The organism is Streptococcus sp. 2154, assembly GCF_013277255.1.
Lineage (GTDB): Bacteria > Bacillota > Bacilli > Lactobacillales > Streptococcaceae > Streptococcus > Streptococcus pseudopneumoniae.
This window is the reverse complement of record NZ_VMMK01000028.1, coordinates 91,299-110,787: the sequence shown is the minus strand read 5'-3', so window position 1 is coordinate 110,787 and position 19,489 is coordinate 91,299. Positions and strand designations below refer to the sequence as shown.

Below are 19,489 nucleotides of genomic sequence, written 5' to 3'. Positions count from 1 at the left end.
GTAACCATACCTACGGCAAGGCGAAGCTGACGTGGTTTGAAGAGATTTTTGGAAAGTATTAACACCTACAGACAAGCCTGACGATAGCAAGAACTACCCTACTCGATAGGTATCGGCTTTTGCTTTCTGAAAAAAATTATTTTAAGCAATTTGACAAAGCTAGCAACAAAAAATTCTATAAATATTCCCACTATAAAACGCATAGTATCAAGCTTGTTCAACACCTGATACTATGCGTGTTTGTGATTTTTAAGATTTTGTGCCTAGAGTCGACTCCTTATTTTAGATATTTGAAAGGAATCTCACTCCCACAGAGCCAGTTATAAACCTGGTCATTGACAAAAACATTCATGGCTTCGTGGGCATACTCAGGCATGATGCGATAAGCCTTATCGCAGATCAAACGATTGTAAATCGCAAACTGGGTAATGGGATAGCAAACATCGTCGTCCAAGCCCGTAATCATCTTAACCTCACCTTGGATACGATGGGCAAGATTTTTGACATCGATATAGGCAAGGGTCGCCATGATTTCCTCCTCTGTTTCATGAAAAGGATCGTGGAACTTGAAATAACGGAAAAGTTCATCATAAGCCTCACTAGTATTGCCAATCTCAATCACCCGTCTGAAGTCTGACAAGAAGGGATAGATGGAAACTGTTTTCTGAATTCGAGGATTGAGCGCTGCTGCAACCAAAGCTAGAGCACCACCTTGAGAGGCACCATAGCTAGAAAGACGCTTCTCATCTACCTCAGGCAGATTAGCAATAATTTCAACCAACTGGTAAATGTCCAGATAAACATCCTTATAAAAGAGGTGATCCCGACCCTCCACAGCACCACGGATAATATGTCCCTTAACCGTATTTCCTAGAGGAGAACGCAAACCGTCTTGTGAATAGCCCGACTGGCCTCGAACATCCATGGAAACAACACCGTAACCAGCTACGGTGAAGCCCAGCATGTCGGCCCAATCCCAACCACGTCCCATATAACCATGGAAATGGAAGATTAGCGGAACCTTCTCCTCACTCTTTGGAAGAACGACGCGTGCATAGACCTTGCCTTCATTGCTTCCTTCAAAGGTTAGTTCATAGCACTTGACTTGAGGAATGTGGAAATCTCTTTCCTCCAAGTGGTAGGCTGGAAGCGTGGAAACTTTTTTCACTTCCTCATCCCAGAAAGCATCAAAATCTTCCGGAACCTCGTCCCTGCCTTTATAAGTCTTCATTTCTTCTAACAAAGCTGGATTTTTCATAGCATGCTCCTTTTATTTTGTAATCGCTACCACAACTGTAGCACATCTAAGAAAGCAATGCAAGAAAGAAGGATAAATAGAAAGTGAATTTAGCTTTTCCTCCTTCAAGCCTATTGACTGAAAGTAGTTTTAGAAACGAAAAAAGAGCATTTCGCTCTTCTTCCTTTATTCAATCTTAGTTTTTTGCTTCTTTCTTTTGGAAAGTAGTTTGGTAATTTACTTTAATCGTTACTGTCATATGAGAGTCCTCGTTTCTTTTTGATGACTCTAGTATAAGGGTCAAACCTGAAAGCTAGCTTAAGTTTTCCTTAGAGAAAGCTTAATCCAGATGTTCTTTCTTTTCCAAATGAAGGGCAATCATGCGCCACTCTGGATCCTCTTGCCAGCCTTCAATAGAACTAATGTAGCTAGCAACCTTTCTGGCTTCTTCTAAAATCGGAAAATCTTCGATAATATCAGCTACTTGAAACTCTGGGAGTCCTGACTGTCTGGTTCCAAAAATTTCACCTGAACCACGCATTTTCAAATCTTCTTCGGCCAGGACAAATCCATTGGTCGTTTCTGTCATGATGCGCATGCGGTCGTTCCCAGAATCAGTCTTGGGATTGGCAACGAGAACAGCATAGGACTGCTTGTCCCCCCGACCGACACGACCTCTAAGCTGGTGAAGCTGACTGAGACCGAAACGGTCGGCATCCATGATAATCATGACCGTAGCATTAGGAACGTTGACCCCAACCTCGATAACCGTCGTCGAAACCAGAATATCCGTCTTTCTCTCTTTGAAATCCTGCATGATCTGGTCTTTTTCGTCACTCTTCATCTTACCATGTAGAAGAGCCACTTCTGCCTTACCTGCAAAATGAGCCGTCAGCTCTTCTGATAAGGCAATGGCATTTTTCAAATCTAGAGCTTCTGATTCTTCAATCAAAGGAGAGATGACATAGGCTTGAGAACCTTTTTGGATTTCCCCCTCTAACCAAGTCAAAACCTGAGCTAGTTGCTCATGTTTGATCCAGCGCGTCACAATAGGCTTCCGACCTGCTGGCATCTGGTCGATAATGGAAACATCCATATCTCCAAAGGCTGTGATGGCAAGCGTCCGTGGAATGGGAGTCGCCGTCATCATGAGGACATCTGGATTGTCGCCTTTTTCCCGTAAAATACGCCTTTGCCCCACACCAAAACGGTGCTGTTCATCGATGATAATCAAGCCAAGGCGAGCATAATCCACTCCATCCTGAATCAGAGCGTGGGTTCCGATAATCAAATCAGCCTCACCCTTGGCAATGGTCTCCAAGACTTCTCTCTTTTCTGCAGCTTTTAAGGAACCTGTCAAGAGAGCCAGTTTTAGGTCTGGAAAGAGACTCTGTAGACTCTCAAAGTGTTGCTCTGCGAGAATTTCTGTTGGTACCATGAGGGCTGATTGGTAGCCAGCTGTCACTGCCGCAAACATAGCCAAGCCAGCGACCACCGTTTTTCCGCTCCCCACATCCCCTTGCAAGAGACGATTCATGTGGTGATCCGACTTCATGTCTGTCAAAATTTCCTGTAAACTCTTTTCTTGAGCTGGGGTCAAGGAAAAAGGTAGATTTTCTTTAACTACTGTCACTTTTTCCTGAGACCAATTCAGAACCAGACCACTTCCCTGAACTCTATTTTCAGACTTGAGCGTCTGCAATTGCATTTGAAAATAAAAGAGTTCCTCAAATTTGATACGGCGAAGAGCCTGCTTGTATTCTGCCAAATCCTTGGGGAAATGCATGGCACGAACAGCCTGACAACGGGACATGAGTTTGTATTTGTCCAGCAAAGACTGGGGAAGATTTTCCTCAATCAAGAGGTCCAGTCCCTGATCAAAGGCTGTCTTGATAACTTTGACCAGACTGGCCTGACTGATTCCCTGAGCCAGACGATAGACAGGCTGGAGGTCATCTTCTACCTGAGCCAGAACCTTCATCCCAGTCAGACTAGCCTTAGCGCGGTCCCATTTTCCAAAGACAGCAAGAGTTGCTCCCAACTCTATCTTATCAGCTAGATAAGGCTGGTTAAAGAAGTTCACCGCAAAAACGACTTCTCCCTGTTTGAGGCTAAAACGCAGGCGATTGCGCTTAAAACCATAATACTGGACACTGGCAGGAGTCACGACTTGACCAGAAAGAACTGCCTTTTCACCGTCTTCCAGATCTAGCACCTGCTTAGTCTTAAAATCTTCATAACGGAAAGGAAAGTAGAGCAAGAGATCTTGCAAATTTTCAATTCCTAGTTTGGCGTATTTTTCTGCTGACTTTGGTCCCACACCAGGTAAGACATGCAAGGGTTGATGTAGATTCATGCTCCACTCCTTTCTTTTCTAATCATATTCTCTCGGAATGCGGTCGCTGAGAAGACAAACCACCTCATAGTTAATAGTCCCACGGTAGGACGCTACCTGAGTTGCAGTGATTTCCTTATCCCCATTGGAGCCAATCAAGGTTACCTTGGTTCCGAGTGGGTAAGGCTTAGGCAATCGAATAGTGATTTGGTCCATCGAAACCCTGCCGACAATTGGGCAAGCTTGGCCATCTACCAAGACAGAGAAATTTTCCATGTCTCTTGTCCATCCATCTGCATAGCCGATTGGCACGGTCGCGATGACCTGCTCGCTATCTGCCTGATAGGTCGCCCCGTAGCCCATGCAAGCTCCAGCTGAAACTGTCTTGACATGAACCAGAGCAGACTCCAAGGTCAAGGCTGGAATCAAGTCATAGGGTAAATCCAAGACCTCTCCGCTAGGATTAAGACCATACATGGCATCTCCCATACGGATCGCATTAAAAATAGTCTCTGCATGCCAAAGGGTCGTTGCCGAATTACTGGCATGAACCAGCTCTGGAAGACCTTTCATACTTGATAGAATGGTTTTAAACCGTTCTAACTGGGCATTAAAATAGTCATCTGATTCCTCATCAGCAGTCGCAAAGTGGGTAAAGATTCCTTCAACACGAACACCGTGTTGTTGGAGCAAGTCTTGAGCCTGATCAGCCTCACTAGCCTCTCTAAAACCAATCCGTCCCATCCCTGAGTCAATCTTGAGGTGAACTGTCAATCCAGTTAGGTCCGCTTCCTTATCTAAGAGTGCTTGAATCCACTCCAGTCCAGCCACTGTCAAGGTGATGTCATATTCTTTAGCTAGAGCAACAACTTCTAGCTCAGAAACTCCTAAAATGAGGATTGGCTTGCTGAGTCCAGCTTGTCTGAGTTCAATAGCTTCATCAATATTGGAAACGCAGAAGCCATCGACATCATCTTGAATCGCATTGGCAACAGCTACTGCCCCATGCCCATAGGCATTGGCTTTGACCACTGCCCACTTGAGTGTCCCCTCAGGGATATGAGCCCCCATTTGCTGAATATTGTGTCGAATAGCTCCCAGATGAATCAGAGCCTTGGTTGGTCTATGCGGACTAGCTTGCATGATTTTCCTCCAAAATGACACTGGCTGTCACAAACTGATCGGTATGGCTGATAGATAGCCAAATTTTTCCTGAAAATGGTGACTGACTAAAATAAGGCGCCCCGCGTTCATTGTTTAAGACTTCTAAATCCTGAAAACCGAGCTTGCCAATTCCCGTTCCCATGGCCTTGGAAAAGGCTTCTTTAGCCGACCAGCGACCAGCCAAATATTCGATTTGCCTGCGCCCTTTAAGACTGTTAAACCGTTCCATTTCCTTGGCTGTCAGCACGCGCTTGGCAAAGCCTTCATGTCGTGCAGCCGCTCTTTCTATCGAAGCCAATTCTTCGATGTCAATTCCGTGTCCAACTATCATTCTCATCAAAAGGAGTTGAGATTCCCCAACTCCATCCTTTTCACTTATTCTGCCAAGGTAGCATAGATTTCTTCTACCAAAGCCTCTGTATTTTCCCAACCTAGGCAAGGATCTGTAATAGAGCAGCCAAAGACCTCTGGTTGGTTTTGACGACCATCTGCTAGGTAAGATTCAATCATAAATCCTCGAACTGTCTTTTTAATTTTCTCATTCCAATCACGATTTTGCAAGGTCTGGCGAACAATTCGAATCTGCTCCATATACTGCTTGCCTGAGTTATCATGGTTGGTATCAATGAGGATAAAGGGATTTTCAAGTCCCATGGTTTCATAGCGTTCAATGGCTTGGAGTAGGTTTTCATAGTAGTAATTCGGCATATAATTGCCATACTCGTTAACTGCTCCACGGAGGATGACATGGGACAAAGGATTACCTGAAGTCTCAACTTCCTGCCCATGATAAAGGAAGGTTTGCTTATTTTGAGCAGCATAGATGGCGTTAAACATAACACCCAAATTTCCTGAGGTTGGATTTTTCATCCCTACTGGTGCATCAATCCCAGAAGCCACAAAGCGGTGCTCTTGGTCTTCCACAGAACGAGCTCCAACAGCATGGTAGCTGACCAAGTCATCCACCAAAATTAGATTTGACGGATAAAGCATCTCATCTGCCGTCGTCAAACCAGTCTCTGTAATCACTCGGTAGTGCAACTGGCGCACAGCCTGCAAACCGTTAATCAGGCTTGGAGCCTTAGAAGTGTCTGGCTGGTGAACCAACCCTTTATAGCCGTCTCCGTTGGTACGAGGCTTAGCAGTATAAACGCGCATAACCATGAAAATCTTGTCCGCTACCTTCTTTTGCAAGGCTGACAAGCGGCGGGCATATTCCAAGACAGCTTCTTCATTATCAGAAGAGCAAGGACCAATTACCAAAAGGAGACGGTCATCTTCCCCTGAAATAATGTCTGCCAATTCCCTGTCACGGCTTTCCTTGAGTCTCAAGGCTTCCGCAGACAATTGGGTTTCAGCCTTAATGACTTCCATATCGATTTCTTGACCTTTTTCAATAAATGCCATCTTATTCTCCTAACGTTTTGTAAATTTCTCTGACAAGAGCTTCTGTGTTATCCCAACCCAAGCAAGGGTCTGTGATAGACTTACCAAATACTTCTGGCTCATTTTGTCGACCATCTTCCAGATAAGACTCAATCATAAAACCACGAACGAACTGCTTAATTTTTTCATTCCAAGCACGGTTAATCAAGGTCTGGCGGACAATTCGGATCTGTTCAATATACTGCTTACCAGAATTGTCATGATTGGTATCAATGATGATAAAAGGATTTTCCAAGCCCATTTTCTCATACTGGGCAATGGTCTCAATTAAATTGTCATAATAGTAGTTGGGAATATTGTTACCATACTCATTAAGAGCACCACGAAGAATAGCGTGTGAAAGCGGGTTCCCAGTTGTTTCTACTTCTTTTCCTAAGAAAAGGAAACTTTGTTTGTTTTGAGCAGCATAAATCCCATTAAACATGACATTGAGATTTCCAGAGGTTGGATTTTTAAAACCAGTAGAAAATCCTGCCCCACTTGCCACAAAGCGGTGTTGCTGGTCTTCAACTGAACGGGCACCAACTGCCATGTAAGAAATCAAATCATCTACAAGCGGAAGGTTTTCAGGATAAAGCATTTCATCAGCAGTTGTCATCCCTGTTTCTGTGATGACACGATAGTGAAGATGGCGAACGGCTTTGATTCCATTGATAAGACTAGGCGCTTCTGTCGCGTTAGGCTGGTGAATCAAGCCCTTATAGCCATCTCCGTTGGTACGGGGTTTGGCAGTATAAACACGCATAACCATAAAGATACGATCTGCCACTTCTTCTTGTAGGACTGCCAAACGCTTAGCGTATTCAAGGACAGCTTCTTCGTTGTCAGATGAGCACGGACCGATTACCAAGAGAATTCGCTGGTCTTCTCCACGCATGATGGCTTCTAGCTCTTGATCGCGCTGTGATTTTCTCTCCAAAGCTTGGCCTTCTAATTTTGATAAGGCACGAACTTCTTCGATATTTATTTTAGGACTTTTTGCTGTAAATACCATAAGTCATCTCCTTATAAAGCAAACGGATACCAAGTAAAAATTTACTTTTCACAAGATATCCGCCTCTAAACTATCTCATTTTATTGTCTTTTACCGTGACAATTTTTAAACTTCTTACCAGAACCACATGGGCAAAGTTGATTGCGTCCAATCTGGCTCAAATCCAAATCTTCTGGCATACTTGCTTGGTGAGCAGCGATATTGCGAGTCGCTGTTGTACTGATATGGCGTTCTGCCTGTGGTCTTTCTTGTTCATGAATTTGTGCTTTCATCATCAAGCGTGTCACATCAAACTCAATCGAACCAATCATATCATTAAACATACGGAAACCTTCTGCCTGATACTCAACAACAGGGTTGTTCTGAGCATAACCACGAAGTCCAACCGCGTTACGCAATTGATCAAGGGCATCGATATGATCTGTCCACTTGTTATCCACCACTCGTAGAATCAAAACTTTTTGGAATTCTTTAACTGCTTCTTCATCGCGTAGTTTTGAAACCTGACTATCATAAACCTTCAAGGCACGTTGAAAAAGCTCTTCCTTGATGGCCTTATCAGACAAGCCTGACAAATCTTCCATCGTAATAGAATCTTCTGGAAGCAAGTTGTACTTAGCAAAGTTCAAAATTGCTTCAAGTTTTTCATCTTGTTTGGCACGCGCATGACCATCGACGACACGTTCAATCGTGCGTTTGTGCATAGCCTGAATTTCAGGTGCCAAGTCACGGTCTGCAGTGATGACATCGTAACGTTGAGCATAGATAATCTCACGTTGTTCACGCATGACATCGTCGTATTGAAGGACTTGTTTACGGGTATCGTAGTTATTTCCTTCGACACGTTTCTGAGCTGCCTCAACCTGACGCGTCAACATACGAGACTCAATGGCCTCTTCAGACATATTCAAGCGTTCAAATATGCCTTTCAAGCGTTCAGAACCAAAACGTTTCATCAAATCATCTTCAAGAGAGAGGTAGAATTGTGACTCACCTGGATCTCCTTGACGACCTGAACGTCCACGAAGCTGGTTATCGATACGACGACTTTCATGACGTTCTGTACCAATCACACAAAGTCCTCCAAGTTCACGAACACCTTCACCAAGCTTGATGTCGGTACCACGACCCGCCATGTTGGTTGCGATGGTAACGGCACCACGTTGACCAGCATTCATGATGATTTGGGCTTCTCTATAGTGATTTTTGGCATTCAAGACTTCGTGAGGAACACCAGCTGCGACCAATTTCTTAGAAATATAGTCACTAGTTTCAACCGCTACTGTACCAACCAAGACAGGCTGACCCTTTTGGTAACGAGCCTTAACGTCTTCGACAACCGCTTTAAACTTAGATTCGATACTTGCATAAAGAAGGTCTGAGTGGTCAATCCGTTGAACAGGACGGTTTGTTGGGATTGGAATAACACGAATGTTGTAGATTTCACGGAATTCTTCTTCTTCAGTCTTACCTGTACCCGTCATACCAGACAATTTCTTGTACATACGGAAAAGGTTTTGATACGTGATTGAGGCAGATGTCTTGGTTTCATCCTGGATTGGCACACCTTCTTTGGCTTCAATAGCTTGGTGCAAGCCATCAGAATAACGACGACCTTCCATGGTACGACCTGTAAATTGGTCGACAATCAAGATTTCTTGCTCTTCGCTCACCACATAGTCAATATCGAGAAGCATGATGTAGTTGGCACGAAGGGCGTTATCGATAAAGTGAGTCAAAGCCACGTTTTCGATGTCATAGAGATTTTCAAGCTTGAAGTAGCTTTCAGCCTTGTCAATCCCTGAATCAGACAAACCAATAGTCTTAGACTGCACATCGATGATGTAGTCGTCTTTGTCCAACGATTTTACATAGTGGTCTGCCATATGGTAGAGCTGACTGGTTTCAACTGCATTAGCACCTGATACAATCAAAGGTGTACGGGCCTCGTCAATCAAGATAGAGTCAACCTCATCGACCAAGGCATAGTTAAGCGGACGTTGTACCATGTTTTCAGCACGAACGACCATGTTGTCACGAAGGTAGTCAAATCCGATTTCTGAGTTGGTTGAGTAAGTAATATCACACTCATAGGCTTCTTTTTTCTCCATTGGAGATTTGGCAGCCAAGTTAATCCCTACTGACAAACCAAGCCATGAGTACAATTCACCCATCTCAGTCGCGTCACGTTCTGATAGGTATTCGTTAACCGTAACTACGTGAACCCCTTTGCCTGAAAGGGCATTGAGGTATACCGGCATAGTCGCAGTCAAGGTTTTCCCTTCCCCTGTACGCATCTCTGGCACGTCACCATGGTGAAGAACGATTCCCCCCATGACCTGAACCTTATATGGGAAGAGACCTAGGACACGTTTGGCACCCTCACGGACAACCGCAAATGCTTCATAAAGCAATGAATCCAGCGATTCTCCATTTTGATAACGTTCTTTAAATTCAACTGTTTTTGCTTTTAGTTGGTCATCAGTCAAAGCAGCCATTTGGTCTTCGTATTTGAAAACCTTGTCAGCCATCTTTTCCAGACGACGGATTTCTCCTTTATCATTTTCGATAATTGTTTTTAAAATATTAGCCATGTTTTTCCTTACTTTAAATTCCGAATATTTTAGAATGTTCTTTTAATTTTAGCACAATTACTGATTATTTTCAAGGAAGAATCCCCATTTTGAAAAGGAAAAAGAGGCTAGTTTTCAAGCTAACCTCTCTGACTTTTATGATACTTTAATTGCCAAGAATCGGCAAAATAGCAAATAGGATAAATAAGTTAATCCAAAGAGAAAGACAGCAGATCAATCCAAAAACAAAGAGACTGACTTTCTTGGACAGCAAGGCCATCAAAATGGACAGAATGCCAAAAACTAGCAAGACTTTCTATATGCTGAAGAGGTCAATCTTCCCCCCAGAATCGGACTGCCCCAAGGAAGAAAGAAGAAAGCAATCCATATTAACAGAACTAAACCAATATAGACCTTGGAATAGCGTGTAATAAATGATTTTAGATGTACCATAAGCTACCTCCTAAGCTTGTATATCTTTTGAATACTGTATATGCCCATTTTCGACAACTAATACATCTGTACAAAGGTCTGAAATATCTTCCGATATGTGTGATGTCAGGATAACCAGACCATTTTCTTTTTTAAGGTAAGATAAAATGACCTGTTTGGTTAACCTCACACTCTTCTCATCCAAAGCATTCATAGGTTCATCGAGAAAGAGTATAGATGGTTCGGCAATAAAGGCTTGGATCAAAGCCATTTTTTGTTTCGTTCCTAAGGATAAATGACGGTACTCAACGTCTTCAAATTCCTGTAAATCATAGTATTGAATCCAATAGGCAATTCTTTTTTCCGTAACTTTAGATGAAAAATACCTTAACAGTTCCAAATTTTCTCTCAGGGATAAATGAGATAGAAACTCTACCTTTTCAATTAAAATCCCTGCATCCTGAATATAATGATTTTTTATCCCGTAGACTTCCCCATCTTGAAGAACTTTTCCTTTGTCAAGCTTAATATAACCAGCAAGTACCTTTAAAAGAACCGTCTTGCCAGATCCATTATCACCTTTAAGGCCATAAATTTTTCCTGATTGAAACACCAAATTCAACTGATTTAAAATAGGTCTTTTCGCGTAATTTTTCTGTCCATCTATAATTTCAAGTCTCATCGTTTATCCTTTCTTAAATTTCTCTTCCAAACGACTAACAATCAAGATAACCAATAAACTTAGGAGTCCTAAATATACTATTACAATATGATCCATCATCCATTCTTGTCCCACAAATGCTAAAAAATAGAGAAAAAAGGAAAAACCAGCGCCCGCACTAATCAGTGCTATCAGATAAGACAGTAGCAAGTACAAAATCATTAACTGAGCAAGTAAAAAGAAAGGTGCGACTGTTTTGAAATGAATTCCTAGAGGAAGTAAACCAAGAAACCAGACAAATAAATCTTGAATAAAAAATTTAGAGATGACAACCAATCGTTTCCTTGTATAATCGAAAAAGGAGCTTGATTGATAGCGAATCAAGTGATGGTAATGGTCTGCCAAATCACTTTCAAGCAAAATGACAGAGAGCCATCCAACCATGAAAATCGAAAGGTTTAACAAGAATTTGGGGATTTCTAAATTCGCTTCAGAATAGTCATTATAGGAAAAGATTGAAATCAATTCCCTCTTGAAAAAGAGAAAAACATCCTGCTTTTGAACCGCTATTGACAATAGATAGTTAATCAAAATCATCATCAGAACTATACGAAGTAGTAAAACGATCTTTCTCTTTAGCCAAATATTGTTAAAGTTCTTAAACATTATCTTCATATTTTTTAAGTACCATATAGGGGACAATATAAAGGATATAAGGAGTAAAGAGTCTCATCAAACTGACATCCCCATAGCTAGCTTGCATCAAACTCGTCATAGGAACCATATAGTAAGGCAAGGCACTATAGAGTAACATAGAACCAAGCCAAAGAAACATCAAATAGGCGATTGCCGAACGAGTCACATTCCTTAAATAATCAACTATTTTTAAAAAATAGACCGTATTGATGAAGATACCGATTAGAAGGACACAAGTAAAGAACAAATAGCTTGTTATCTCTCCATCCAAGAACCTTTGTAAACTACTCCCATTAGAAAATAGAGAATTCCATTCAAGAGGAGAAAAAGTCCCAAAGAAATAAGTTAAAATTGCAATTATCAGCACAGTCACTAAATATATCACACAAGGGATACTTGCAAGTTGAAAAGTCAACTTTCTTTTTAACCCTTGATAACTCACTTCTCTTCCAATACTCAATCGTAAAACTTTATTTTTCAGCTCAATATATTGAAAACCTAGCAAAACAATGATGATTGGAATAATAAATGATTGATAAAAACCTAGATTGAACTGGAGAATACGAAAATCTAATGCTGATTTTAATAAGTTATTTTTAATTGCTTGTCCATCGAATTTAGCTAGATCGGGCGCATGAATATCAAAAAAGAAATAAGTCATCAAAACATCACGATAAACCAAAGCAAGAAAAAGCAAAGTAAGCAAGACATAAACAAATTTATGCCTTGCCAAAGTTAAGAGAGGAATCTTCATAAGCCACCTCCTAAAAATAAAAACCGATATAAATCAATGCCTTTCGCCTTTAGATTGTCCTAGTTCCCGTCTCAAGCGAAGCATTTTTTTGAAACAGAAATAAGTTAACCTATTCAGACCAATAGCTAGCAGAATAAAAAGAAACCAAATGCCCCATAACTTGATATCTGTCACATTTCTCAAGACGATATTGAAAAACAGAACTGAAATAACTGTCCAAGCAAGGCTAAAAAGAGCATAGAGGGGAATGTAAAACCAGTAAAAATAGTAAAAAATTGGGAAAAATTTACTTTCTCTATTATCCTTTTCAATCCAATTGAAAAAGTAAAACCAGGGCAATAAGATTATAAATTTAAACAAATGTTTCATCGATACCTCCTTTTTGATAGCGTTTTCTATTATTTTATTATATCAAAAAAATCTGGAAATGTCATTCCAGATTCTACTTTTTATTTGCGTTTTCTTGCGATGAGATGAATCGGTGTTCCCTCAAAAACAAAGGCCTTGCGGATTTGATTTTCCAAGAAACGCAGGTAAGAAAAGTGCATGAGTTCTTCTTCATTGACAAAGATGACAAAGGTTGGTGGTTTGGTTGCCACTTGGGTCGCATAGAAAATCTTGAGACGTTTTCCTTTGTCTGTCGGTGTTGGGTTGATGGCAATGGCATCCATGATGACATCGTTCAAGACAGCTGATGGAATACGTGTATTTTGACTTTCGCTGATTTGCTTAATCATCTCAGGAAGTTTGTGGAGACGTTGCTTGGTCAAAGCGGATACAAAGATAATCGGTGCGTAAGGCAGGTATTGGAACTGCTCACGGATATCTTCTTCCCAGTTTTTCATAGTGTGGTTATCTTTTTCAAGCGTATCCCACTTGTTGACCACGATAATCATCCCTTTACCAGCTTCATGGGCAAATCCTGCGATACGCTTATCGTATTCACGGATGCCTTCTTCCGCATTGATGACCATCAAGACCACATCAGAGCGGTCAATAGCTCGCATGGCACGCATGACAGAGTATTTCTCAGTATTTTCATAAATCTTACCAGACTTACGCATACCAGCCGTATCAATCATAGTAAATTCTTGGCCATCTGTATCTGTAAAGTGGGTATCAATGGCGTCACGCGTTGTTCCAGCAACAGGACTGGCAATGACACGGTCTTCTCCCAAGATAGCGTTAATCAAGCTTGATTTTCCAACATTTGGACGACCAATCAAGCTAAACTTAATGACATCTGGATTTTCTTCTTCATATTCATTTGGAAGATTTTCCACAATGGCATCTAGCACATCCCCTGTACCGATACCATGGACAGATGAGATAGGCAGTGGTTCACCCAAACCGAGGGCGTAGAAATCATAGATATCATTTCGCATCTCAGGGTTGTCCACCTTGTTAACTGCGAGGATAACTGGTTTGTGGGTCTTATAAAGCTTACGGGCTACGTATTCGTCTGCATCGGTAATTCCTTCCTTACCGGACACGACAAAGACGATAACATCTGCTTCTTCCATGGCAATTTCTGCCTGGTGCTTGATTTGTTCCATGAAAGGAGCATCGACATCATCAATTCCTCCTGTATCAATCATGCTAAAAGAACGATTGAGCCACTCACCCGTTGCATAAATACGGTCACGTGTCACTCCTTCGACATCTTCTACAATGGAGATTCGCTCACCAGCGATCCGATTAAATAGGGTTGATTTCCCAACATTGGGACGTCCTACAATGGCAATAGTTGGTAGGGCCATAATTTCTCACTTTCTACAATAATTTCTTCTGTTCAAGATTTTTTCTAGTTGAGCTTGGTTCAGCTTGACCAAACTGTTCTGCTAGGCGCTGACTCCAGCTTGTGGTCGCACGCGCCCCAGCATAGTCAGCCTGAACACGGTCATAAGCTTGGATTGCCTCAGTTGACTGTTCTTGGTATTCTTCCTCAAAGACAACATTCTCTAGTGGCAGTCTCGGTTTCATATCATGATGTTGATTTGGCACACCCAGTGCCATCCCAAAGACAGAATAGGTGTAGTCAGGTAGGTTAAAGAGCTCTGCCACTTCTTCAGACTTGTATCGAACCAAACCGATAATCACACCACCATAGCCCAAGCTTTCAGCTGCCAACAAGGCGTTTTGTCCAGCAAGAGCTGCATCGACCGAACTAATCAAGAGACCTTCCACACCTTGGGGTTGGAAGGTGTCGGTATGAAGTCGGGCTCCCTTTTCTGCTCGGTTCAAATCTCCGACAAAGAGAAGGAAAACAGCAGACTGGCGAATGGCTTCTTGAGGTACCAATTCATACAAGGCATCTTTCTTCTCTTGACTTCGTACCACAATCACAGAGTAGGATTGGAAATTCTTCCAAGATGATGCCATCTGGGCTGCTGTCAAAATCTCATTTAAGTCTACTTGGGGAATTTCTTGCTCCTTAAACCTGCGCACTGAAGTATGAGCCTTCATCAATTTAATGGTTTCTGTCATCGACGGTTTACTCCTTCTAAACGAGTCTCCTCAGCCAAATAACGGATGCGTTCCATGACCCGTCTGGCTTCCCAGGTTTCGTCATTTCCATGTTTCCCTTTAGCGAAATGCTGCTCCAATTCTTCAAAGTTGAAGTTGGAGGTGAAAAAGGTCGGTAAATTTTCCTGCATCCGATATTGGAGAATGACCTGCAGGATTTCGTCACGCACCCAAACGGTTGATTGCTCGGCGCCAATATCATCTAAAATCAGGACTTCAGAAAGCTTAAGCTCGTCCACCAAGGTCTTAACATTGCCATCACCGATAGCATTTTTGACATCGATGACAAAACTAGGATAGTGGAGGAGAGTGGAGGAAACACCACGTTTTTCTGACAAATCATGGGCTAGGGCAGCCACCATGAAACTTTTACCCACACCAAAATCTCCATATAGGTAAAGACCTTTTCGAATAGCTGGATATTGCTCCACGAAGGCTAATAGCTTTTCAAAAACTGGCAAGCGCCCCAAATCATCCAAGTCTACTTGAGCTAAACTAGCTTTCCTGAGACTGGCTGGCAGATTGATTAACTTGAGACGGTTCTTAATAGCCGCTTCTTTTTCAGCCGCGATTAGTTCAGGAGTTTCTTCATAAGAAACATCCGCATAGCCATGATTCATAACCAAAATCGGCTTGTAGCCTTTGGCAATATAATCCGTATCACCACGAAGAAACTTGTCTCGCTCGGTGATGTACTGATTAAACTTGGAGATACTGCGATTCAATTCCTCTGGGGTCAGGGATTCTTGCTGGATAAAGGCCGCAACATCAGGGTCCTTCATGATTTTCTGGACCAAATCTTGATAATGAAAACGGCTAGGTTGACGTTTGAGTACGTCTCCGACACTTTCCATCTAATCTCCTCCTTTTTCTAATCGAGCTAATAGTTCTTGTTTCTTACGTTCTAGTTCCAGACGAGTTTCCTCGCTGGTTTCATTTTTATAATCTGGATTGCTCCACTTGGGTACATTGGACTTGGCAGGACTAGGGGTACTGCTTTTTTGAGCCTGATTCTTCTGCCCACGCTCACGGATTCGCAAGACTGCCTCTTCTGCCGAATGAATCTTTTGATAGGCATAATCATTAGCCACCTTCATGGCATATTTCTCATTGATGTTTGCCGAATCCACCTTATTAAAGGTCAATAAGAGAATGATATTGATGACTTCGTCCAGCAAGCCCAAACCAGCCATCTGTTGCAAGAGTTCTCTTTCTGTTTGGGTGATGGTTCCCTTGCGTGTTTGCTTGATTTCTGCCAAGAACTGCAGGGCAGTCTTACTCTTAGCTTCTTTGATAATGGTTGTTTCCTTAGGACTAAAGTCAGAGGAAACAGGTTTTTGAGCGATTTTTTCCCGCATGCGTTTGGTTGAAATGACTTGGGAAACAGCTGTTGACTTAGCCAATTGATAAGTTTCAAACCAAGTCCATTTCTTCTCCTCGGCAATGGCAAAGAGGTTTAAGACATCGGACTGCTCATCCGCAAAGCGAAGCCCATCTCGAGCCATAAGCTGACGAAAATGATCCAAGTCAAAATCGTTGGCCACTTTCTTCTTGAGACCAAGGTCTTCTTGACTTCCCAGCTCTGCCAAGTCTGGAAAGACTTGACTGAGTGAGACAGGTATTTCTTCTCCCTCAGCACTCTCAACTCTCAAATCCTCCACAGCGGCATCGCCAATTTTTTTCTCCAAGAGTCTACGATAAACAGGATGCTCCAAGAAGTCTTGACTAGATAGAGGAGCATGAAGGGCTAGCTGATAGGTATCCCCTTTTTGATAGAGGGTTAAGAGATTGAAAGCAGATAGGATTTTCAAGGATTTTATCAATCTATCCATTCCAAAGTTGAGATGGTTAAGAATGCTTGAAAAAAGATATTCCTTTCTGCCATTATCCCAAAAACTAATCGTATAAAGATAAAGGCTCAGTGCCTCCTGACCGATAATCGGGAGGTAGCACTGTACCAGAGATGAGGTATCTTGCGACACCCGATTATTCTTTAGATAAGAAAAACGGTCAATTGGCTTCATTTATCTTTCCTTTTTCTTTTTAGAGGACTGGGTGATTTGTTGGAGCAGACTCTCTAACTCACTGACATCCTTAAAACTACGATAGACACTGGCAAAACGTACATAGGTAATCTCATCCAATTCAGCCAACTCCTCCATGACGAGTGAACCAATGTCCTCACTTTGAATTTCATTTTCATTTCGACCACGGAGTTTCTGTTCGATACGATTGACTACCATGTTGATTTCATCACTTGACACAGGACGTTTCTGGGCTGAGCGGATAATCCCATTAAAGATTTTATCTCTGGAGAATTGTTCCCGTGTGCCATCTTTTTTAACAACCACTAAGGTTCTTTCTTCTACCCGTTCGTAGGTTGTAAAACGGTGCTGGCATTCGTCGCACTCACGTCTTCTACGAATAGTGTTCCCTTCTTCTGCTTGGCGACTATCGATAACACTTGACTTGGTAGCCCCACATTTTGGACAACGCATCCTTTCCCTCCTTATCGTTTTCTTTTCATTATACCATTTTTTAAACGATTCCCAAAACATTTCTTCTTTTTGCTTGACAAGTTTTTTGTTTTGTTGTATTATTTAATTAAGACAAAGAGGTAAAAGAAAGGAGACCAAGATGTCCTGGACATTTGACAACAAAAAACCCATCTATTTACAGATTATGGAGAAAATCAAGCTTCAGATTGTTTCCCATACACTGGAACCCAATCAACAACTTCCAACCGTGAGAGAGCTGGCTAGCGAGGCTGGTGTCAATCCAAACACCATCCAAAGAGCCTTGTCAGACCTCGAACGAGAAGGATTTGTCTACAGCAAGCGCACAACTGGACGATTTGTGACTGAAGATAAAGAGCTGATCGCCCAATCACGCAAACAATTATCGGAAGAAGAATTGGAACACTTCGTTTCCTCCATGACCCATTTTGGCTATGAAAAAGAAGAACTACCAGGCGTAGTCGGCGATTATATTAAAGGAGTTTAAGCCTATGTCATTACTAGCATTTGAAAATGTATCCAAATCTTATGGAGCAACCCCAGCCCTTGAAAATGTTTCTCTTGACATCCCAGCTGGAAAAATTGTTGGTCTCCTTGGGCCAAACGGCTCAGGAAAAACAACCCTGATTAAACTAATCAATGGCCTCTTACAACCAGATCAAGGACGTATCCTTATCAACGACATGGACCCAAGCCCAGCAACCAAGGCCATCGTAGCTTATTTACCTGATACCACCTATCTCAATGAGCAAATGAAGGTCAAAGAAGCCCTAACCTACTTCAAGACCTTCTATAAAGATTTCAATCTTGAACGTGCCCATCATCTACTTGCAGACCTTGGTATTGATGAAAATAGTCGTCTCAAGAAACTATCAAAAGGAAACAAGGAAAAAGTCCAATTGATTTTGGTTATGAGCCGTGATGCTCGTCTCTACGTTCTAGACGAACCCATTGGTGGGGTGGATCCAGCAGCCCGTGATTATATCCTCAATACCATTATCAACAACTACTCCCCAACTTCTACTGTTTTGATTTCTACCCACTTGATTTCTGATATCGAGCCAATCTTGGATGAAATTGTCTTCCTCAAAGATGGAAAAGTCGTCCGTCAAGGCAATGTAGATGACATTCGCTATGAGTCGGGTGAATCCATTGACCAACTCTTCCGTCAAGAATTTAAGGCCTAAGCAAAGGAGATTATTTATGTTTTGGAATTTAGTTCGCTACGAATTTAAAAATGTTAACAAGTGGTATTTAGCCCTCTACGCTGCTGTTCTAGTCCTTTCCGTTCCCCTGGGAATGCAAGGACACTACTATTCTTATATATCTTTCAAAGATAGCCAACCTTTCCTATTTATCTTTCTGGCTCTCGTCTTTGGCGGCTTGATAATTACACTGGGGATTTCAACTCTTTTCTTGATTATCAAACGCTTCAAAAGTAGTGTCTATGACCGCCAAGGCTATCTGACTTTGACCTTGCCAGTTTCTGAGCACTATATCATCACAGCTAAATTAGTCGGAGCCTTCATCTGGTCTATACTTAGCTCGGCTGTACTGGCTCTAAGTACTTTTCTTATTGTGACTATAACGGTTCCAGAATGGATGTCACATTATGACTGGTTCCCACTTGTAGGAACATACCTTCCTCAACTCTCTCTTGTGGGGCTATCCCTCCTACTAAATACCATTTCCAGTATCCTCTGCATCTACTTGGCTATTTCCATTGGACAACTGTTCAATGAATATCGTACAGCACTTGCTGTTGTAGCCTACATTGGTATCCAAATCGTCATTGGCTTTATTGAAGTTTTCTTCAATACCAGTACTAACTTCTATGTCAATTCACTTGCAGGATTTAATGATAATTTCTACATGGGAGCAAGCGTAGGCATTGTTGAAGAACTCATATTCATAGCTATCTTTTACCTCGGAACCTACTACATCTTGAGAAACAAGGTTAATTTGCAATAATTTTAAAATCAAAAAGGATAACATCTCATCACAGAGAGGCTATCCTTTTTGATTTTATCTCATTTTCCGTCTAACTTTATCTTACAGACGAATCCTTCTAACCAATTAATACTCTTCGAAAATCTCTTCAAACTACATCAGCTTCACCTTGCCGTAGGTATGGTTACTGACTTCGTCAGTTCTA

Annotated in this window: 19 protein-coding genes and 1 pseudogene; 3 read left to right on the top strand and 17 right to left on the bottom strand. The window is 41.9% G+C overall.

The genetic code is table 11. The annotated features are described in order from the left end of the window. Positions 1–277: 277 nt before the first annotated feature. The 17 genes and pseudogenes from HT693_RS05075 to nrdR all read right to left on the bottom strand — a co-directional run bounded on the left by HT693_RS05075 (position 278) and on the right by nrdR (position 17,316). Entirely contained in the window at positions 278–1,258 is a 981-nt protein-coding gene (locus HT693_RS05075) for an acetylxylan esterase (protein WP_023940720.1), read from the bottom strand. A 319-nt stretch (positions 1,259–1,577) separates the two neighbouring features. Then, positions 1,578–3,593: an ATP-dependent DNA helicase RecG gene (recG, locus tag HT693_RS05070; RefSeq protein WP_172922056.1), complete on the bottom strand. Its 2,016-nt coding sequence runs from the start codon at positions 3,591–3,593 to the stop codon at positions 1,578–1,580. An 18-nt stretch (positions 3,594–3,611) separates the two neighbouring features. Beyond that, a complete protein-coding gene (alr, locus tag HT693_RS05065; protein WP_023935689.1) occupies positions 3,612–4,715 on the bottom strand; it encodes an alanine racemase in 1,104 nt (367 codons plus the stop codon). Beyond that, on the bottom strand, positions 4,705–5,067 hold the full coding sequence (gene acpS, locus HT693_RS05060; RefSeq protein ID WP_031233486.1) for a holo-ACP synthase: 363 nt from the start codon (positions 5,065–5,067) through the stop codon (positions 4,705–4,707). The genes alr and acpS overlap by 11 nt, the downstream gene beginning before the upstream one ends. Before the next feature lie 44 nt (positions 5,068–5,111). Then, positions 5,112–6,143: a 3-deoxy-7-phosphoheptulonate synthase gene (locus tag HT693_RS05055; RefSeq protein ID WP_000864063.1), complete on the bottom strand. Its 1,032-nt coding sequence runs from the start codon at positions 6,141–6,143 to the stop codon at positions 5,112–5,114. Position 6,144: 1 nt separating this feature from the next. Next, positions 6,145–7,176 (bottom strand): 3-deoxy-7-phosphoheptulonate synthase, encoded by a 1,032-nt coding sequence (locus HT693_RS05050; RefSeq protein ID WP_000232197.1) that lies wholly within the window; start codon positions 7,174–7,176, stop codon positions 6,145–6,147. Between the two features lie 80 nt (positions 7,177–7,256). After that, on the bottom strand, positions 7,257–9,770 hold the full coding sequence (secA, locus tag HT693_RS05045; RefSeq protein ID WP_001274079.1) for a preprotein translocase subunit SecA: 2,514 nt from the start codon (positions 9,768–9,770) through the stop codon (positions 7,257–7,259). Positions 9,771–9,915: 145 nt separating this feature from the next. After that, positions 9,916–10,202 (bottom strand): annotated as a pseudogene (locus HT693_RS12365) (hypothetical protein). Positions 10,203–10,212: 10 nt separating this feature from the next. Beyond that, positions 10,213–10,863, bottom strand: a complete 651-nt coding sequence (locus HT693_RS05040) for an ATP-binding cassette domain-containing protein (RefSeq protein WP_050389832.1) — start codon at positions 10,861–10,863, stop codon at positions 10,213–10,215. Positions 10,864–10,866: 3 nt separating this feature from the next. After that, complete coding sequence (locus HT693_RS05035; RefSeq protein ID WP_171035937.1) at positions 10,867–11,508, bottom strand: hypothetical protein; 642 nt, start codon at positions 11,506–11,508, stop codon at positions 10,867–10,869. Further along, a complete protein-coding gene (locus HT693_RS05030; RefSeq protein ID WP_138704714.1) occupies positions 11,501–12,292 on the bottom strand; it encodes a hypothetical protein in 792 nt (263 codons plus the stop codon). Before HT693_RS05030 ends, HT693_RS05035 begins: the two co-directional genes overlap by 8 nt. Before the next feature lie 33 nt (positions 12,293–12,325). Continuing rightward, entirely contained in the window at positions 12,326–12,661 is a 336-nt protein-coding gene (locus HT693_RS05025) for a hypothetical protein (protein ID WP_138704713.1), read from the bottom strand. Positions 12,662–12,741: 80 nt separating this feature from the next. Then, positions 12,742–14,052: a ribosome biogenesis GTPase Der gene (gene der, locus HT693_RS05020; RefSeq protein ID WP_050128381.1), complete on the bottom strand. Its 1,311-nt coding sequence runs from the start codon at positions 14,050–14,052 to the stop codon at positions 12,742–12,744. Between the two features lie 13 nt (positions 14,053–14,065). Beyond that, a complete protein-coding gene (locus HT693_RS05015; RefSeq protein ID WP_000140849.1) occupies positions 14,066–14,779 on the bottom strand; it encodes an NADPH-dependent oxidoreductase in 714 nt (237 codons plus the stop codon). Then, positions 14,776–15,672, bottom strand: a complete 897-nt coding sequence (gene dnaI / locus HT693_RS05010; RefSeq protein ID WP_166732018.1) for a primosomal protein DnaI — start codon at positions 15,670–15,672, stop codon at positions 14,776–14,778. The genes HT693_RS05015 and dnaI overlap by 4 nt, the downstream gene beginning before the upstream one ends. Next, entirely contained in the window at positions 15,673–16,842 is a 1,170-nt protein-coding gene (locus tag HT693_RS05005) for a replication initiation and membrane attachment family protein (RefSeq protein ID WP_138704711.1), read from the bottom strand. It abuts the gene before it with no gap. Beyond that, on the bottom strand, positions 16,843–17,316 hold the full coding sequence (gene nrdR / locus HT693_RS05000; protein WP_001203672.1) for a transcriptional regulator NrdR: 474 nt from the start codon (positions 17,314–17,316) through the stop codon (positions 16,843–16,845). 139 nt (positions 17,317–17,455) lie between these two features. Here nrdR and HT693_RS04995 point away from each other — a divergent pair, with 139 nt between their 5' ends. Genes HT693_RS04995 through HT693_RS04985 form a run of 3 tightly spaced genes read left to right on the top strand, consistent with a single transcriptional unit; the run spans position 17,456 to position 19,305 of the window. Further along, positions 17,456–17,821: a GntR family transcriptional regulator gene (locus HT693_RS04995; protein WP_000119149.1), complete on the top strand. Its 366-nt coding sequence runs from the start codon at positions 17,456–17,458 to the stop codon at positions 17,819–17,821. 4 nt (positions 17,822–17,825) lie between these two features. Further along, the gene (locus tag HT693_RS04990; protein WP_138704710.1) at positions 17,826–18,521 is read left to right on the top strand and encodes an ABC transporter ATP-binding protein; all 696 of its coding nucleotides are present in this window, start codon (positions 17,826–17,828) and stop codon (positions 18,519–18,521) included. A 16-nt stretch (positions 18,522–18,537) separates the two neighbouring features. Next, positions 18,538–19,305: a hypothetical protein gene (locus HT693_RS04985; RefSeq protein ID WP_138704709.1), complete on the top strand. Its 768-nt coding sequence runs from the start codon at positions 18,538–18,540 to the stop codon at positions 19,303–19,305. Positions 19,306–19,489 lie beyond the last annotated feature (184 nt).